Below are 15,019 nucleotides of genomic sequence, written 5' to 3'. Positions count from 1 at the left end.
ATGCGTTTTGGGCGGGGCCACGTTTCCGACCCGTCGCATATAATCATCCGAGGGAACAATGCAGGACGATACAGGCATTTCCTTTTTCGGCGCCCTGTTCAACGGTCTGATCTGGCTGGTTCAGAACATCGCTGGCGCCTTTTACAATTTCGGCTACGCCGTAACTCACCCGCAGCTTTGGCTCGATTGGTCTGACAAGGCTTCGATCATGCGCTTTGTCTACTATGGCGGCTCGGCGGAGTTCTTTTTTGTAGTCTTTACTTTGTTCCTGATCCTGACTGCGATTGGCCTGTTTCGGCGCCAGTTCATGTGGGGCATGGTTCGGGTGTTTGAAGGCTTTGCCAATGGCATCGGGCGGTTCTTTGCCTGGGCTGGTCTGCTCATGGTGATCCAACAGATCGTCATCGTCTTTATGCAGCGGATCTTTGCCCGGCCGGAGATGAGCTTCGGGCTTGGCATCGCGCTGGAGAAAGACATCTCCTGGTTTGCGGAAGAGCTGAAGCTCTACAATGCCTTGGTGGTCTGCCTTTGTGTGACCTACACCTTTGTTCAAGGCGGGCATGTGCGGGTTGACCTGGTCTATTCCGGCATCAGCTTCCGTGCCAAACGGGTTATCGACATGCTGGGGTCACTGATCTTTATGATGCCCGTAGCCGTTCTGACCTGGATGTATGGCTGGTTCTTCCTATGGCGGCACCTGATCGTGCCAAAGCCCTCGGCCTCGGATCAGTTGGAGCGCCTGGTGATGAAAGCCCGTGCGCTGCGCTGGAACGTTGAAACCATCGGCTTTAGCCCGAACGGATTTAACGGCTATTTCCTCTTTAAGATCTTGCTGGTGACCTTTGCCGCAATCGTCTTTGTGCATGCTATTGCCTTCTTCTATCGCTCCTTGCTGGAGTTCATCGAAGGTCAGGGCAGTGAAAACAAATACCTCGACAAGGATACTCTTGGTGAGGGCGAAGAAGCCTATGAAGGCGCACATTAACCTAAGGGACAGCTGATATGCTTTTCGGTCTTGATGGCGTCGAACTCGGCCTGCTCATCGTATTCCTATGTCTTTTCGGAGGCATCCTTTCTGGCTTCCCGGTGGCCTTTGCCATCGGTGGTGCTGGTATCATTTCCTTCGGGATCATCGCAGCGCTGGACAGTGCTGGACTGCTGATCCACCAAGCTATCGATACGTCGTCCACGGTGTATCAGGATCTGGTGGCCGGCGGGGTGAAACCCGATGCCATTTCCATCTTCCGATACCCGGAATTGCCGCGCATCGCCGAGCCCGTTTTTGTACAGGGCTGGGAATATGCAATGGATCGCAATATCTCCTTTATTGTGAACCGGATGAACGAGCGTGTTCTGGCGGGGGCTTCCATTGAAACCCTGCTGGCGGTTTTGATGTTTGTTCTGATGGGGATCACCCTGGAACGGTCCAAAATTGCCAATGACTTGCTGACAACAATGGCGCGGGTTTTTGGCCCGCTGCCGGGTGGTCTTGCGGTGTCCATCGTTGTGGTTGGCGCCTTCCTGGCGGCCTCCACCGGGATCGTTGGGGCCACCGTGGTGACCATGGGCCTGCTGGCCCTGCCCACCATGCTGCGCAACAACTACTCGCCCGAACTGGCAACCGGTGTGATTGCGGCCTCTGGTACTCTGGGGCAGATCATTCCACCATCGATCGTGATCGTTCTGCTTGGCACCCTGGCGGGGGATCTTTACTCCACCGCGCAGGAAAACCGGGCGTTGGAGGCAGGCTGTTCGGATGCTTTGACCTATCTGGGCGAACCGGCGGTTGTTTCCGTGGGTACATTGTTCCAGGCGGCGCTGTTGCCGGGGATCATGCTGGCGCTGCTCTATGCGCTTTATGCCTTTGGCTATGCGATGTTGAATCCGGAAAAGGCACCCGCTGTCGCGCTGGAGGCCAGCACCAATGAGCCGGTGACGCGCAACGAAGCGCTGCTGTGGTTCCTGGGCGCACCTGCTGCCATTCTTGCCGGTGCCATGCTGCTGGGCTCCTTTGGGGTGATCGGTTCGCAAAACACCACGATTTCGGCTTTCTCTGACGCGGGTCAAACCGCGTCTTTGCGGACCACGGTCGGGCCTCAGTGTCAGGCGGCGATGATTGATCTGCACGGCCAAGACGCCTGGGACGCCGCTGTTGCGGAACAGAAGGTGATTGATGCTGCCGGTGGTGTTGCGCAGGCAACCAAGCTGACCGAAGAGGAGTTTGCTCAGGCGCAGGTCGACAAGATTGCGGCGGCAGCTCCGATTGGTACTGGCGTCACCATCCTGGTGATCATGCTGGCTCTGGTTCTGGCCATTGGTCGCGGGGTGGCACCGTCGCGTGATACCAAGCCACTGATCCTGGGCGCCATTGGCCTGTTGCTGGTTTTGCTGGTCGATGTGCTGCTGATTGCTCCAACGACAACGCCGGGGGTCACGGTTCTGTTGTTGGCGCTGCCCGCGGTGTTGGCACTGTATGGCGCGCGCGAAGCTGCGGCCCGCTGTGCGCGCAATGATCTGATCCGGGTGGTTTTCCCACCGCTGGTTCTGATTGTTGCCGTGCTTGGGTCAATCCTTGGTGGCATTACCAACCCAACGCCCGCTGCGGCGCTTGGCGCCGGTGGTGCGATCATGCTGGCGGCCTACCGCAAGCTGCAGGACCAAGGCAAATCGGGCAAGATCATCATCTGGGCCACCCTTGCCGTGATGATTGCGATCCTGATCGGGGTGAACTTTGATCTGCGGATCAACCAGTCCAACGTCACCGTTGAAAGCTGGATCGCCTTTGGTGTTGCCTATGGGGCCTATCTCTTTGCTCTGTTTGGTCTGCTCTATGGCTGCTGGGTTCTATACAAGGGCGCGGTTTTGACGCCCATCGTTCGTGAAACCGCCAAGGTCACATCCATGGTCTTTACCATCCTGATCGGCTCTCAGCTGCTCAATCTGGTGGTGATTTCCTTTGGCGGTGAACACTACATCCAGCAGTTCCTGAAGAGCTTTGACAATGAGATGACGGTCTTCCTGATCGTGATGATGGTTCTGTTCTTCCTGGGCTTTGTGCTCGACTTCCTCGAGATCATCTACATCGTGATCCCGATTGTCGGGCCGGTTATCTATGGCGGTTCCTTTGATCCAAAATGGGTGACCATCATGGTTGCGGTGAACCTGCAGACGTCCTTCCTGACACCACCTTTTGGCTTTGCGCTGTTCTATCTGCGCGGGGTTGCGCCAAAAGAGGTGACCACCGGACATATCTATCGCGGGGTTCTGCCCTTCGTGCTGATCCAGGTGGCAGGTCTGGGGATTCTCTGGTTCTTCCCGTCGATCGTGACCATCATTCCGGCACTGATCCCCAACTGATCAAGTTGATCCTGGGACAATACCTTTGCAAAGGGGCTCCGTTTTGGGGCCCCTTTTGCTATTGCCCGATGGGCGGAACATGTGGTGGCTTTACAAAATCATGAGACGCATTACTCTAGGGCTCGTGTTCCGGTGGGGACCAAAGGTGCAATCAAAAAGGAGTGGTATTCCATGTCCTTGGTGCGAGATTGGCGTCTGGCCAAAAAGCAGTATGATGCGGCCCATGCCCAGGCGCAAAAGCGGATACGCACCTTAAATACCAAGCTCGCAGCGGTGGAGTATTATCTACATGCGCTGCGCGACAAGAAGCTCTCCGATAAGGCGCATATGCGCAAGATTGATGCCTATCTGGATGAGTTTTCCCCCGACAGTATCGAGGAAATTCAAACCAAACTGTTCCGAGAGCTGGAAAATCTGACTGCAGTCGAGTTACGCCCCCAGTCCGGAATTGAAAGAACCCTTGGAGCATTGGAACAAATCCTGGAAGCCGCGGAAGAACTGATGGCCAAGGGAGATGTCTCCGCGGCCCAATGGAGCCAATACCGGGAAGTCTATGACCGCAGCGCCCACAGGCTGATGGATGCCGGTGATGTTTTTGAGGAATTCATCAACAAGCGGGCAAATATGGAAGAGAAATTGGCGCTGCGGCTGGATCATGCCGCGATCTTGAAAAAACTCACCCAACGCAGCCGCGCTGTGCATGACTATCTTCTGCGCAACGAGATCCCTGGTTGATCCCTGGCTGGTCCTTGGCTGAGTGCGGCGCGGGCGGGATGCGGCGCTAGCTGGGGGTGAACTCCAGCAGATCCCAGCGATTGCCAAAGGGATCCTGCCAAACGGCAACTGTGCCATAGGGTTCGTGCCGTGGGGGCTCTTCAAACAGGACGCCAAGGGCAAGCATCCGGGCATGGTCACGGGCAAAATCATCCGTTGTCAGGAACAATCCGACGCGGCCGCCAAACTGGTTTCCAATCGCCGCACTTTGCGCGGGGCCTGTTGCCTGCGCCAGGATCAGACTGCCCTGCGTGGCGCCCGGTGGCAGGATGCGCACCCAACGTTTGTGGCCCTGGTCGATATCCTCGGCCAGTTGCCAGCCCAACAGATCACAATAAAAGGCAATCGCCGCATCATAGTCCGGCACCAGCAGAGCAACCGCATGCAGGGCCTGTACGGGGCCAGGAGGGGTCATTTGTGGCGATGGACCGGCTGTTCTGGCAGCTGAATATTGGCCACCTGTTCCGCAATGGGATCTGTGGACAATGGGTGGCTGCTATCGGCAAATTCGGCCGGGTCACGCATCTTTTTCCAGGTTCCCTGGTGATAGACCTCCAGACCGGAGAACTTTTCTTTGTAGCTCATCTTGGCGCTGCCGGGCACCCAATAGCCAAGATAGACATAGGGAAGTCCACTCTCCAGCGCGATGGCGATATGATCAAGGATCATGTAGGTGCCAATGGAGTTTTGCGGCTGATCCGGGTCGTAGAAGGAATAGACCATGCTCAACCCGTCTTCCAGAACATCTGTAAGAGAGACGGCAACAAGGCTGCTGTACTGCGGTTCGGTATATTCGATGACCCGGCTGCGAATCGGAGTTTCCTCAATCATCGCGGCATATTCAAACACATCCATATCCGCCATGCCGCCGTCAGAGTGGCGACTGTCGAGGTAGCGCCGGAACAGTGCATATTGATCTTCTGTCGCCCAGGGAGAGGTCGCGCGACGCATCAAGGACGCATTGCGCTTGAGGATACGTTTCTGGCTGCGGGTCTTAACAAATGCGCTGACATCAATGCGGGCAGACATGCAGGCACAACAGTCCGAGCAGGAGGGCCGGTACAGCACATTTTGCGAGCGGCGAAATCCCTGATGCGACAGGCTATTGTTCAACTGGTCGGCACCGTCCCCCTGTAGGGAGGTGAAAAGCTTCCGCTCCATCCGGTTTTCCAGATAGGGACAGGGCTGGGGGGCCGTGACATAGAACTGTGGAGCAATGGGAAGTGTGTGACGCATCTGGAGCTAGACTAACTAAGAAGATATCTTGATCATAAGAAACAACAGCAAGATAGCAATGGGCAAGCCAGACTCCAAGCAGCCAATAGAAACTGGTTAAGATCGGGAGAAGAACTGGCGCAGGAGGCGGAATGCGGTGCCTATGGCCCGCCAGTCACGCCCTGGATTGAAGTCCCGCCCCGTCCCGCCTCGCCCCATCTCGTCTGGCCTCTGGCGTCTCTGCCAGGTGGTGGTTTATGCGCGCCGGTTGAGCATGACCGTCCCCAAAAGGGAGTCGCTCAGCCCCTGTCCTTTGGCGGTGGTGAGCATCAGGATGATCGAAATCACCTGCAACACGGGCACCGCGATAGAAATGCTAAAGCCGAGGGAGTGCAGCACAGCCTGTTGCGAGTCCAAGCGGCGCCCGGAAAGGTCGCGCAGCTCAATCCCGGCAAAGCGCATGCCCAGGGTGGCAGAGCTGCTCGAGAGGGTCGCGGCCCGATAGACAAAGCCAATCACCAGATAGAGCAGCGGCCAAATGAGCAAGCCAACAAAGGCCGTCATCACCACGGTAATAAGGCTCAACACGACAATCAGAATACTATCGACAACCCATGCCACCAGGCGCTTGGGTGCGGTGAACGCATAAAACTCAGCCTGATAATCGGGGTCGGGCAGGGAGGTCATGATTGGTCCTTTTACGTCTGTGTTTGGCAGGGGTAGATCCGCCCCCTGCTGGCCAGGCTGGGGGACGGATTCGTTTTGCAAAGAGCTTAGTGGGACTTCTGCGTGCTGTCTTCGTCGCTGGTCTCTTCCGTCGGCATAGTGCTGCGTTCATCCATAAACTGGTCAAACTCGGCCTTGTCCTTGGCATCGCGCAGACGCTGCATAAAGCCTTCAAAATCGCTTTGTTCCTGCTCAAGGCGCCGCAGAGTGTCTTCCTTGTAGGCGTCAAAGGCAGAGTTCCCAGAGGGCTTCATTGCCGACATACCATGGCTGGCCCAGGGTTTGCGGCTGTGAGTGCGGCAGGACTTGTTGAACATACGTTTGCTCCAGATCATGTAGAAGAGAAGGGCCAGGCCAATGGGCCAGAAAAAGACAAAGCCAAGAACCATTGCTGCGATCCAGGCCCCTTTGCCCTTTTGATCCAGCCAGGCTTCGCTACGGGTAAACCAACCCTGTTGACTGTGGGCAGGGTTGGGGGAGGTCATTGCTGTCATAATTCGTCTCCAGGGTTTGCAGTCTTGCGACTAGGTAACTGTGATTGTGAGAATGTAAATCCCGTTCACATTACTTCATATTGGAGTGGCACGGCTCTGCTTCAAGCCCGTATGTGAATCTTTTTCACATTTCTTGATTTAGGCTCTGGAGTCATATGAGAAAGGGGCGCGAACAGGGCGCAGAGCGCATGACAATGGAGAGCGAAACCTGTGGCTGCCTGGTGTGCCTGCCTGGTGTGTCTGGCGGTGTGGCTGGCGGTGGCTCTGCGCCGTATCAACCTGGGGCAGGCGTCTTTTGCGCTGACTTCCCGGAGAATTCCGAACCAGCCGACATCATGATTCCCGCGTTCTTCTAGCGGCCCCAGGTGCAGCAAATTGAATGTCCACGCATGTCCCGCGCATGTCCACGCATGGGCGCGCAGGGTAATTGTTTCTACCTGCTCCCCAGGCTGGGACGTGTGGTCGGTTGCCTCGTCCCCCCGATGGTCGGGGTCCAAGAAACGGACTGACAGACATCGGCATTCTGATTGCCCGCGTGCGGTTTCATTGTTCCTTGAATAGACGAATGGAGGGCGGTATGGGGGAAGTGATTGTTTTCATATTGAGGACTTCTGTTTGTCTGATCACCCTTATAAGTGCCAAGAAAAAAAGGCTTTTTGGAAAAAAACGATCTCGCCATTCCATCCAATGGACATTGGGGACTGGTACCAGAAACGGTTCGAGTTTGAGGGGCAGAAAATTGCAACGGCTGGCAGTTGCTTTGCGCAGCACATCGGGCGAAATCTGCGAAAATGCGGCTTTGATTACCTGGATACAGAGCCCGCTCCCGAGGCCTTTCCGGCAGAACGGGCGTTGGATTTTGGCTATGGGATGTATTCTGCGCGCTATGGAAACCTCTACACGTCGCGTCAATTGCTTCAGCTCATAAAACGCGCCTTTGGCCAGTTCTCTCCGGCTGAACAGTACTGGGAAAAAGACGGCGGCGTTGTCGATCCATTCCGGCCAACGCTCGAACCGGAGCCCTTTTCCAGCGTGCGCGAGCTGATGGCCCTGCAGAAAAGCCATCTGGAGGCAGTGGTTGAACTGTTTCAAACTGCGGATGTTTTTGTGTTCACCCTCGGTCTGACCGAGACCTGGGAGGCGCGCAAGGACGGTGCTGTGTTTCCGCTTTGTCCGGGGACCGCAGGGGGCAGATATGACGACAAGTCCTATGCTTTCCGCAATCTGACCAGCGCCGAGGTGCGCGGTGACATGGAGGAATTTATCTCCATCGTTCGGCGTATCAACCCCAATATCCGCCTGTTTCTTACCGTTAGCCCGGTGCCTTTGATGGCGACGGCAACCCAGCACCAGGTGGCGGTTGCCACCATGCATTCCAAATCGGTTCTGCGCGCGGTTGCGGGCGAGCTGTACCAGGATCATGGTTTTGTTGATTATTTCCCGTCTTACGAGATCATCACCTCCCCCTTTATGAAGGGGTATTTTTTCCAGCCGGATGCGCGCGAGGTTTCGCCGCATGGGGTTGATCATGTCATGAGTGTCTTCTTTTCTCAGCATGTCCCACCTGGGGCACAGCAGGGGGCGACCACCCCACGGGCGCAAACTGACCATCTGGGCCGTGCAGAGGCAGCGCGCCTTGAACAGGTCAAATGTGACGAAGAACTGCTGAATTCCTTTGGTGACAACTGATATGAAAATTCTTGTTACCGGCGACTCTCATATCGGTGCCTTGAACCGTGGCTTGCAGCAGCTACTGGCTGCGCGGAAAACGGACCGCTCTGTTGATATCTCAATTCTACCGCTTGGTGGCGGACATTTGCTACCGACGCCCTTCTTCCGCGATGCCGGAGATCATGCAGAAATGGTTGCACCGGACTACCAGCGGCATATGTCACGTCTTCCTCCCGCTTCGCCAAAGTTTGACGCCGTTGTCTTGTCCATGCCGCTTTGGCCAATGCGGGTGCAGCACCAGATCACCTGGGGGAAATTTGCCCTTGCTGAACATCTGGAGGGGCGCAAGACGATCTCGCATCTGGTCTTCAAGACACTGGTTCTTCAGGATCAAAAATATGTCCTGGAGCTGATTGATCTTTTGGGTCGGATTGGAATTCCCGTTGCTGCGGTCTCGCCGCCGCGAATGTTCCGTGACCATTCAACCTTAAAGTTCTTGCCTGCGACACAGGCGCGAACGTGTTTTGATACCTATCTGGAGATCATGAAAGCAGAGCTGAAAGCGCGTTCTGTCCCTGTGATTGACCTGCCTCGCGACTGTTGCGACGCCGAAGGGTTCATGTTGCAAAAGTTCCGCCACGAAGACCCGGAGGATGAGCATCACGCCAATGCTGAGTTCGGCGCTTTGATGGTGTCTGCGGTTGAACGCTGGGCGGTTTCAGACCTGGCTGCGGGGTGGCGCAAAAAGTTGCTTCCCTGGCGGGGTTCCGCCAGTTGAGAAAACTGGTTGCAACATGCGGAGTAGTTGGTTTTTTTGATCTGGAACTTAAGAAGTATTGGGCCAATGCGTTACAAGATGGGCCAGTGCGTTATAAGACGGGCCAGTGCAAAGAGAACTGGTTTAAATTTCAAAAGAAGGCACGGGTAGGCTTGACCTCGTTTTTCCTTTGAAATAGGTGGATAACCTGTAGCGCGGGCGTTGTGTAATGGTAAGACCTTAGCCTTCCAAGCTAATGACGCGGGTTCGATTCCCGCCGCCCGCTCCAATCTCCCTTTGATAAGATTGCACAAATTGGGTCTGGTCGCATTCTGGCCCCCACCCCCTGTGATCCTCATAAATGGGTCCTGGCCCTAGGTTGCAATGCGGGATGCGGCCTCGGCGATTTTTGAGCGCAACCACATATGCGGCGCCGAAACATGGGTCCGTGCTGTCCAATAGAGGTCGATTGAGAACTCTGCGGGAAGGGGGCAGGGGACCGATGCCACCGCATCTCCGAACATCTGGCTGATACGTGAGGGGACGGTGGCAATCATATCGGTCTGCAGCAGAATATCGGGCAGGTTTGCCGGGCTTGGCACTTCCATCACTGTGTTCGGCACATGGCCAGCGGCCTCCATCACCACCAGAAACCGGGACCTGAAATTGCCGCCATAGTTCACCACCACCTGCGGTGCCTTGACGAAACGTTCAATGGTCAGTGGGTCCTGAGCAAGAGGGTTCGACGGATCCATGACGCAGGTGTATTCTTCGCGTAAAAGCGATCTTCGGTAGTATCCGCTGTCCTCGATCCTGATCGGGCCAATCAAGATATCACTTTCCGAGCGCAACAGCTGTTGTTTGCCCTGCGCGGAGGATGAAATCACCTTGAGTTTGATGCCTGGTGCCTCGCGACGCAGAATGCGGGTCACGTGGGGGAGGATTGTCACCCTCTCGTAAAAATTGCAGCTGATCCCGATTTCGACCGAGGCTTGCGCCGGGTCGAACTGTCGTTGCGCGGTCAGGGTTTCAAACCGGTCAATCAACTCACCTGCCTGGGCCACGATCTCGTTGCAGCGATCAGTGGGCACCATACCGGCACCTTGCCGCACAAACAGCGGATCACTGAACACCTCGCGCAGGCGGGTCATCGTGTAGCTTATTGTTGATTGCGTGACTCCCAGGGTTTCGGCCGCCCGCGAAAAGCTGCCGTGGGCATAGACCAGGCGCAGGGTGCGCAGCGCTGCAAAATCCAAAGCAAAGGGGTCTGAGGTCATGAGTGCGTCCTATCGAATTTTTCGAACAACTGTATCAAATCCATCGGATTGCCCAATACCTATTCACTGGATAACGTCGCAGAACTGTCGTTTTGTTAGGAATAATCATGACCCCAACTGCTTTGTCGGCGATCCCTGTGGAGGATCAGATCACCATCGCGCAGCTGACGGAAAACCCCTATGCGATCTACAAGCGGTTGCGCGCCGAAGCGCCCGTTGTGCGTATTCCCAGCATCCAAAGAATATTGCTGACCAAAGCGGCCGACACAAAACATGTGAAAGAAAACTGGGAGCTTTTCAGCTCGGACGATCCGCGTACCCCGATGGCGCGGGCGTTTCAGGCTCAGACTCTGATGCGCAAGGACGGAGAAGCACATAAGCGTGAGCGCAATGCCATGGCGCCGGCCTTTGCCCCCCGCAACATCACCGGATGTTGGCAAGAGCTCTATACCAAAGTGGCACAGGACTATGTCGGAGGGTTGCAGCGCGGCGACACTGTTGATCTCTTTACTGCACTGGCTGCGCCCTATGCCGCCCGCTGCCTGACGCATCTGCTGGGAATTCCAGAGGCATCAGACCCAGAGATGATCCGATGGTCGCAGGCGCTGATTGATGGGGCTGGAAATTTCGGCAATGCGCCTGAGCTTTATGAGCGCTCGGACAGGGCCAATGCGGAAATGAACGCGCTCTTTGATACCTGCGTCAGCCGGGTCAAAACCGCACCGGATCAATCGGCGTTGTCCGCCATGGTGAACGCGGAAGATCCGATTGAGAAAAGCCAGATCTATTCCAATGTCAAAATCGCAATTGGCGGCGGTATCAACGAGCCGAGGGACGCGCTGCTGACCATCCTTTATGGGTTGCTGACAAACCCCGAGCAGCTGGAGGCCTGCAAAGCTGAAGGTCTATGGAATGCCGCGTTTGAGGAAGGCGTGCGCTGGGTTGCACCAATTCAGGCCAGCTCGCGGCTGGTGATGGAAGACACCGAAATTCGCGGTCATGCCATTGCCAAAGGTGAGGTGGTGATGACTGCTCAGGCCTCGGCCTGTCACGACGAAGACCTGTATGACAGCCCCGAAGTGTTTAATATCTTTCGGCCCAAGACATCCCACCAGGCTTTTGGGAATGGTCCTCATTTCTGCCAAGGGACCCATATCGCCCGGCGGATGCTGGCACAGATTATTCTTCCAATGCTGTTCGACCGGTTCCCCGACATGCGTTTACCAGATCCCGAGGCGGTCACCTTTTGGGGGTTTGGCTTTCGCGGGCCGCTCAGCCTGCCGGTCACACTAAACTGACAAGAACACGACATGATAAACGAGGGAGGTATTTCATGAAGCGTCGCAATATTCTCAAGTCTGCAGCAGCAGTTGCACTGGCCATTGGTCTTGTGCCCAGCACCACGCTGGCACAAGAGGTGACACTGCGCCTGCACCAGTTTCTGCCAGCGCCAGCAACAGTGCCAAAGCACATACTCAAACCCTGGGGGGCTGCTGTGGAGGAGCGCAGTGGTGGCAGGATTAAGATCGAACATTTTGATTCCATGGCGCTGGGTGGCAAACCCCCGGGCCTGATGGATCAGGCGGTTGATGGTGTGGCAGATATCATCATGACCGTGGTTGGCTATACCCCGGGCCGGTTCCCCAAAACCGAAGTGTTTGAGTTGCCCTTCATGATGACCAGCCCGGTGGCCACCTCGCAAGCCTTCCAGCATTTGGTCGAAACCGATCTGCAGGAGGGGGAGTACAAGGACGTGAAGGTCCTGGGCGCGTGGGTTCACGGCCCTGGGGTCATTCACACCACAGATGGTGTGACCAGACCTGAAGACCTGGAAGGGGTGAAAATGCGGGGGCCAACCCGTGTGATCAATGACTACCTGCAGGAACTGGGTGCAATTCCGGTTGGATTGCCGCTGCCTGCAATTCCCGAGGCCCTGTCCAAAGGCGTGGTATCGGGCACGGTGATCCCTTGGGAGGTGACACCCGCGATCAAGCTCTCCGAACTGGTACGAAATCACACAGAGTTTGTCGGAGACGAAGCGTTGTATACCGCAACGATTGTCCTGGTGATGAACCGGGCCAAATACGACAGCCTGCCCGAGGATCTTCGCGCCGCGATCGACGCAGAATCCGGACAGAAGCTTTCGCAGATGGCTGCCCAGGTCATGTGGAGCAAGGATGCCCGGGGGCGGCAAATTGCCGAAGATGCCGGGAACTCCATCCTCCAGTTGTCAGAGGCAGAGGTTGCCCGGTTTAAGGAGAGATCCGTGCCCGTTATCGACCGCTGGGTCAGCGAAATGGAAGGGCGCGGCATTGATGGCCGTGCGTTGATTGAAACGGCCAAAAACCTGATCAAGGAATATGGCGGCTAAGCCTGCAAAAACAAAGTGAAGGCGCCTCGCGGTGCCTTCACGCTCCACAAAGGGGCAACCTGGTGATTGGTCCCGCCTGATCACGGTGTGCCTGGCGGTCAGGGCAGGCACACCCGAAGGCCGCTGTGAGTGTTTTTTGCATGACGGCTCTCAAAAAACATGCAGATCACCGTTCCTGTTCGCCAGTGGCGCTTGGGCAAAGCCCCTTTGTCGCGCGAAGCAGTGAAGTCTTTGAACGGGCAAAGAGACAAGCCCCTGATTTGTTCGGGTGCCATGACTGCAGAGTCTTGCAGGCGAAATTATATTGCGTCTTTTTGTCCGAAGCGGCCATTCACCAGCCCATGCTCCCGGTTTGTTCTCAGCAATGGGGCGAGAGTCGCTTGACCTGCTGGGCTGAGGGGGTCATGAACCAGTTTGGACCGCAGGGCACCAGGCCCGAGCATGGAAAACTGTCAAAGGGACCGGGTATGGCGCGAAATCAGACAGCTCCGAAAACAGAAGAAGACCGCGAAGGCTCTCGCGAAATAGGTGTTCTTGGGGCCTTGTGGCCCTTTATGCGTCCCTATTGGCTGTTGATGTTTGCGGCCACCTGCGCCCTGGTCCTGACGGCGGGTCTGTCTTTGACGCTGCCCCTGGCGGTGCGCCGTGTGGTGGATAATTTTCGGATTTCCGAAAGCGCCTTGCTCAATCAGTATTTTCTGGCCGCTTTGGTCATTGCGGCACTGCTGGCGGTTGGGACCGGGCTGCGCTATGCGCTGGTGACCCGATTGGGTGAGCGGGTGGTCTCCGACATCCGCAAGGCCGTCTTTGACCGCGTCATCGGCATGAGCCCGGCCTTTTTTGAAAAGATCATGACCGGTGAAGTGCTGAGCCGGATCACCACCGATACCACGCTGATCCAGTCGGTTCTGGGCTCTTCGGTGTCCATTGCCCTGCGCAACCTGTTGATTTTTATCGGCGGTATGGTCTTGATGCTGCTTACCTCGGCCAAACTTACCGGTCTGGTCTTGCTTATTGTGCCTGCGGTGATTGTGCCGATCATGGTTCTGGGGCGGCGTTTGCGCGGCATTAGCCGCGAGAACCAGGACTGGATCGCGGCCTCCTCTGGCAATGCGGGCGAGGCGCTTGGCGCGGTGCAAACGGTGCAGGCCTTTACCCATGAAAACGCCAGCCGTGCGCAGTTTTCCCAGATGACCGAAACCGCCTTTGATGTCTCGATCACCCGGATAAAGACCCGCGCCTATCTGACGGTTATTGTGATCTTTCTGGTGTTTTCCGGTGTCGTTGGGGTGTTGTGGATGGGGGCAAATGATGTGCGCGCCGGTCTGATGAGCGAAGGCACCCTGATCCAGTTTGTGATCTATGCGGTGCTGGTCGCCGGATCCGTGGCCGCCCTGTCGGAAATCTGGAGCGAGCTGCAACGCGCGGCCGGGGCCACCGAACGGCTGATTGAGCTGCTGAACGCAACGGATACCGTAAAAGATCCGCAGGCAGCCAAGGCCTTGCCACAGCCGGTGCGCGGCGAGATCACGTTTGACAATGTCAGCTTTGCCTACCCCTCCCGCCCCGGAGTGCAGGCGCTGAATGGGGTTAATCTGACCGTGCGGCCAGGGGAAACGGTTGCGTTTGTCGGGCCGTCTGGCGCGGGCAAGACCACTATCATCCAGATGATCCAACGGTTTTATGATCCCGACAAGGGGGCCATTCTGCTGGATGGTGTCGCCCTGACGGATTTGCAGCGCAACGATTTCCGTCAGCATCTGGCCATGGTGCCACAGGATCCGGTTATCTTTGCCGCCTCGGCGCGGGAAAACATCCGGTTTGGTCGCCCTGATGCAACGGATGCAGAGGTCGAAGCTGCCGCCGCAGCGGCCGCAGCGCATGAGTTCATCTCGAACCTGCCGGAAGGCTATGACAGTTTTGTTGGCGAGCGCGGCGTGATGCTGTCGGGGGGGCAGAAACAGCGGATCGCCATCGCCCGCGCCATCCTGCGTGATGCGCCGGTCCTGCTGCTGGATGAGGCGACCTCGGCGCTGGATGCCGAAAGCGAGCGGTTGGTGCAGGCTGCAGTGGATGAGCTGAGCCAAAGCCGCACCACTCTGATCGTGGCGCATCGTCTTGCCACCGTCAAAAAGGCCGACCGTATTGTCGTGATGGAAGAGGGCCAGGTGGTTGCCACCGGCACCCATGACGCGCTGGTTGCCGAAGGCGGGCTATATGCCCGGCTGGCGCGGCTACAGTTCACCGACGGGCTGGCCGCAGAATAGCATCAAGTGCAAGCGGTCTGGGGGACAGGTTGCTTGTGTCGCCACGTCAAACTGGCGCGTTGCCTTGACGTGATCCTGCCCATTCGCTTGCACGATCAGGCTTTTGGCCT

General features: G+C 56.7%; 13 protein-coding genes and 1 tRNA gene. 9 read left to right on the top strand and 5 right to left on the bottom strand.

Annotation, left to right across the window (positions count from 1 at the left end; translation table 11 throughout):
- Positions 1–58 precede the first annotated feature (58 nt).
- From ARCT_RS0115735 to ARCT_RS0115725, 3 genes are all read left to right on the top strand, one after another.
- The gene (locus tag ARCT_RS0115735) at positions 59–985 is read left to right on the top strand and encodes a TRAP transporter small permease subunit (protein WP_027240927.1); all 927 of its coding nucleotides are present in this window, start codon (positions 59–61) and stop codon (positions 983–985) included.
- A gap of 17 nt (positions 986–1,002) precedes the next feature.
- The gene (locus ARCT_RS0115730; protein WP_027240926.1) at positions 1,003–3,357 is read left to right on the top strand and encodes a TRAP transporter large permease; all 2,355 of its coding nucleotides are present in this window, start codon (positions 1,003–1,005) and stop codon (positions 3,355–3,357) included.
- A gap of 81 nt (positions 3,358–3,438) precedes the next feature.
- Positions 3,439–4,092 (top strand): hypothetical protein, encoded by a 654-nt coding sequence (locus ARCT_RS0115725; protein WP_161631331.1) that lies wholly within the window; start codon positions 3,439–3,441, stop codon positions 4,090–4,092.
- A 46-nt stretch (positions 4,093–4,138) separates the two neighbouring features.
- Here ARCT_RS0115725 and ARCT_RS0115720 read toward each other — a convergent pair whose 3' ends face one another.
- From ARCT_RS0115720 to ARCT_RS0115705, 4 genes are all read right to left on the bottom strand, one after another.
- Entirely contained in the window at positions 4,139–4,546 is a 408-nt protein-coding gene (locus tag ARCT_RS0115720) for a VOC family protein (RefSeq protein WP_027240924.1), read from the bottom strand.
- Positions 4,543–5,367, bottom strand: coding sequence for an arginyltransferase (locus ARCT_RS0115715; protein WP_027240923.1), 825 nt, complete (start codon positions 5,365–5,367; stop codon positions 4,543–4,545). Before ARCT_RS0115715 ends, ARCT_RS0115720 begins: the two co-directional genes overlap by 4 nt.
- Positions 5,368–5,601: 234 nt before the next feature.
- Positions 5,602–6,033, bottom strand: a complete 432-nt coding sequence (locus ARCT_RS0115710; RefSeq protein ID WP_027240922.1) for an RDD family protein — start codon at positions 6,031–6,033, stop codon at positions 5,602–5,604.
- A gap of 86 nt (positions 6,034–6,119) precedes the next feature.
- Positions 6,120–6,566, bottom strand: a complete 447-nt coding sequence (locus ARCT_RS0115705) for a DUF2852 domain-containing protein (RefSeq protein ID WP_027240921.1) — start codon at positions 6,564–6,566, stop codon at positions 6,120–6,122.
- Between the two features lie 687 nt (positions 6,567–7,253).
- Between ARCT_RS0115705 and ARCT_RS0115695 the strand changes: the two genes are divergently transcribed.
- The 3 genes from ARCT_RS0115695 to ARCT_RS0115685 all read left to right on the top strand — a co-directional run bounded on the left by ARCT_RS0115695 (position 7,254) and on the right by ARCT_RS0115685 (position 9,283).
- Positions 7,254–8,255: a GSCFA domain-containing protein gene (locus ARCT_RS0115695; protein WP_051360804.1), complete on the top strand. Its 1,002-nt coding sequence runs from the start codon at positions 7,254–7,256 to the stop codon at positions 8,253–8,255.
- A gap of 1 nt (position 8,256) precedes the next feature.
- Positions 8,257–9,015, top strand: a complete 759-nt coding sequence (locus tag ARCT_RS0115690) for a hypothetical protein (protein WP_027240918.1) — start codon at positions 8,257–8,259, stop codon at positions 9,013–9,015.
- Between the two features lie 194 nt (positions 9,016–9,209).
- Positions 9,210–9,283 (top strand) — tRNA-Gly (locus tag ARCT_RS0115685).
- An 85-nt stretch (positions 9,284–9,368) separates the two neighbouring features.
- Here ARCT_RS0115685 and ARCT_RS0115680 read toward each other — a convergent pair.
- Positions 9,369–10,271, bottom strand: a complete 903-nt coding sequence (locus ARCT_RS0115680) for a LysR family transcriptional regulator (RefSeq protein ID WP_027240917.1) — start codon at positions 10,269–10,271, stop codon at positions 9,369–9,371.
- A gap of 107 nt (positions 10,272–10,378) precedes the next feature.
- Between ARCT_RS0115680 and ARCT_RS0115675 the strand changes: the two genes are divergently transcribed.
- The 3 genes from ARCT_RS0115675 to ARCT_RS0115665 all read left to right on the top strand — a co-directional run bounded on the left by ARCT_RS0115675 (position 10,379) and on the right by ARCT_RS0115665 (position 14,909).
- Positions 10,379–11,569, top strand: coding sequence for a cytochrome P450 (locus tag ARCT_RS0115675; protein ID WP_036785015.1), 1,191 nt, complete (start codon positions 10,379–10,381; stop codon positions 11,567–11,569).
- 35 nt (positions 11,570–11,604) lie between these two features.
- Positions 11,605–12,642 (top strand): TRAP transporter substrate-binding protein, encoded by a 1,038-nt coding sequence (locus ARCT_RS0115670; RefSeq protein WP_027240915.1) that lies wholly within the window; start codon positions 11,605–11,607, stop codon positions 12,640–12,642.
- 467 nt (positions 12,643–13,109) lie between these two features.
- Positions 13,110–14,909 carry an ABC transporter transmembrane domain-containing protein gene (locus tag ARCT_RS0115665; RefSeq protein ID WP_027240914.1) on the top strand — a complete coding sequence of 600 codons (1,800 nt, stop codon included), beginning with the start codon at positions 13,110–13,112 and terminating at the stop codon, positions 14,907–14,909.
- Positions 14,910–15,019 lie beyond the last annotated feature (110 nt).

Source organism: Pseudophaeobacter arcticus DSM 23566, assembly GCF_000473205.1.
In the GTDB taxonomy this organism is placed as follows: domain Bacteria; phylum Pseudomonadota; class Alphaproteobacteria; order Rhodobacterales; family Rhodobacteraceae; genus Pseudophaeobacter; species Pseudophaeobacter arcticus.
The sequence above is the reverse complement of the archived record's forward strand: the minus strand, read 5'-3'. Positions and strand labels throughout refer to the sequence as shown.

Coding starts and splice junctions, on each gene's coding strand:
- ARCT_RS0115735 (WP_027240927.1), top strand. CDS start 59: ATGCAGGACGATACAGGCATTTCCTTTTTCGGCGCCCTGTTCAACGGT.
- ARCT_RS0115730 (WP_027240926.1), top strand. CDS start 1,003: ATGCTTTTCGGTCTTGATGGCGTCGAACTCGGCCTGCTCATCGTATTC.
- ARCT_RS0115720 (WP_027240924.1), bottom strand. CDS start 4,546: ATGACCCCTCCTGGCCCCGTACAGGCCCTGCATGCGGTTGCTCTGCTG.
- ARCT_RS0115715 (WP_027240923.1), bottom strand. CDS start 5,367: ATGCGTCACACACTTCCCATTGCTCCACAGTTCTATGTCACGGCCCCC.
- ARCT_RS0115710 (WP_027240922.1), bottom strand. CDS start 6,033: ATGACCTCCCTGCCCGACCCCGATTATCAGGCTGAGTTTTATGCGTTC.
- ARCT_RS0115705 (WP_027240921.1), bottom strand. CDS start 6,566: ATGACAGCAATGACCTCCCCCAACCCTGCCCACAGTCAACAGGGTTGG.
- ARCT_RS0115695 (WP_051360804.1), top strand. CDS start 7,254: ATGGACATTGGGGACTGGTACCAGAAACGGTTCGAGTTTGAGGGGCAG.
- ARCT_RS0115690 (WP_027240918.1), top strand. CDS start 8,257: ATGAAAATTCTTGTTACCGGCGACTCTCATATCGGTGCCTTGAACCGT.
- ARCT_RS0115680 (WP_027240917.1), bottom strand. CDS start 10,271: ATGACCTCAGACCCCTTTGCTTTGGATTTTGCAGCGCTGCGCACCCTG.
- ARCT_RS0115675 (WP_036785015.1), top strand. CDS start 10,379: ATGACCCCAACTGCTTTGTCGGCGATCCCTGTGGAGGATCAGATCACC.
- ARCT_RS0115670 (WP_027240915.1), top strand. CDS start 11,605: ATGAAGCGTCGCAATATTCTCAAGTCTGCAGCAGCAGTTGCACTGGCC.
- ARCT_RS0115665 (WP_027240914.1), top strand. CDS start 13,110: ATGGCGCGAAATCAGACAGCTCCGAAAACAGAAGAAGACCGCGAAGGC.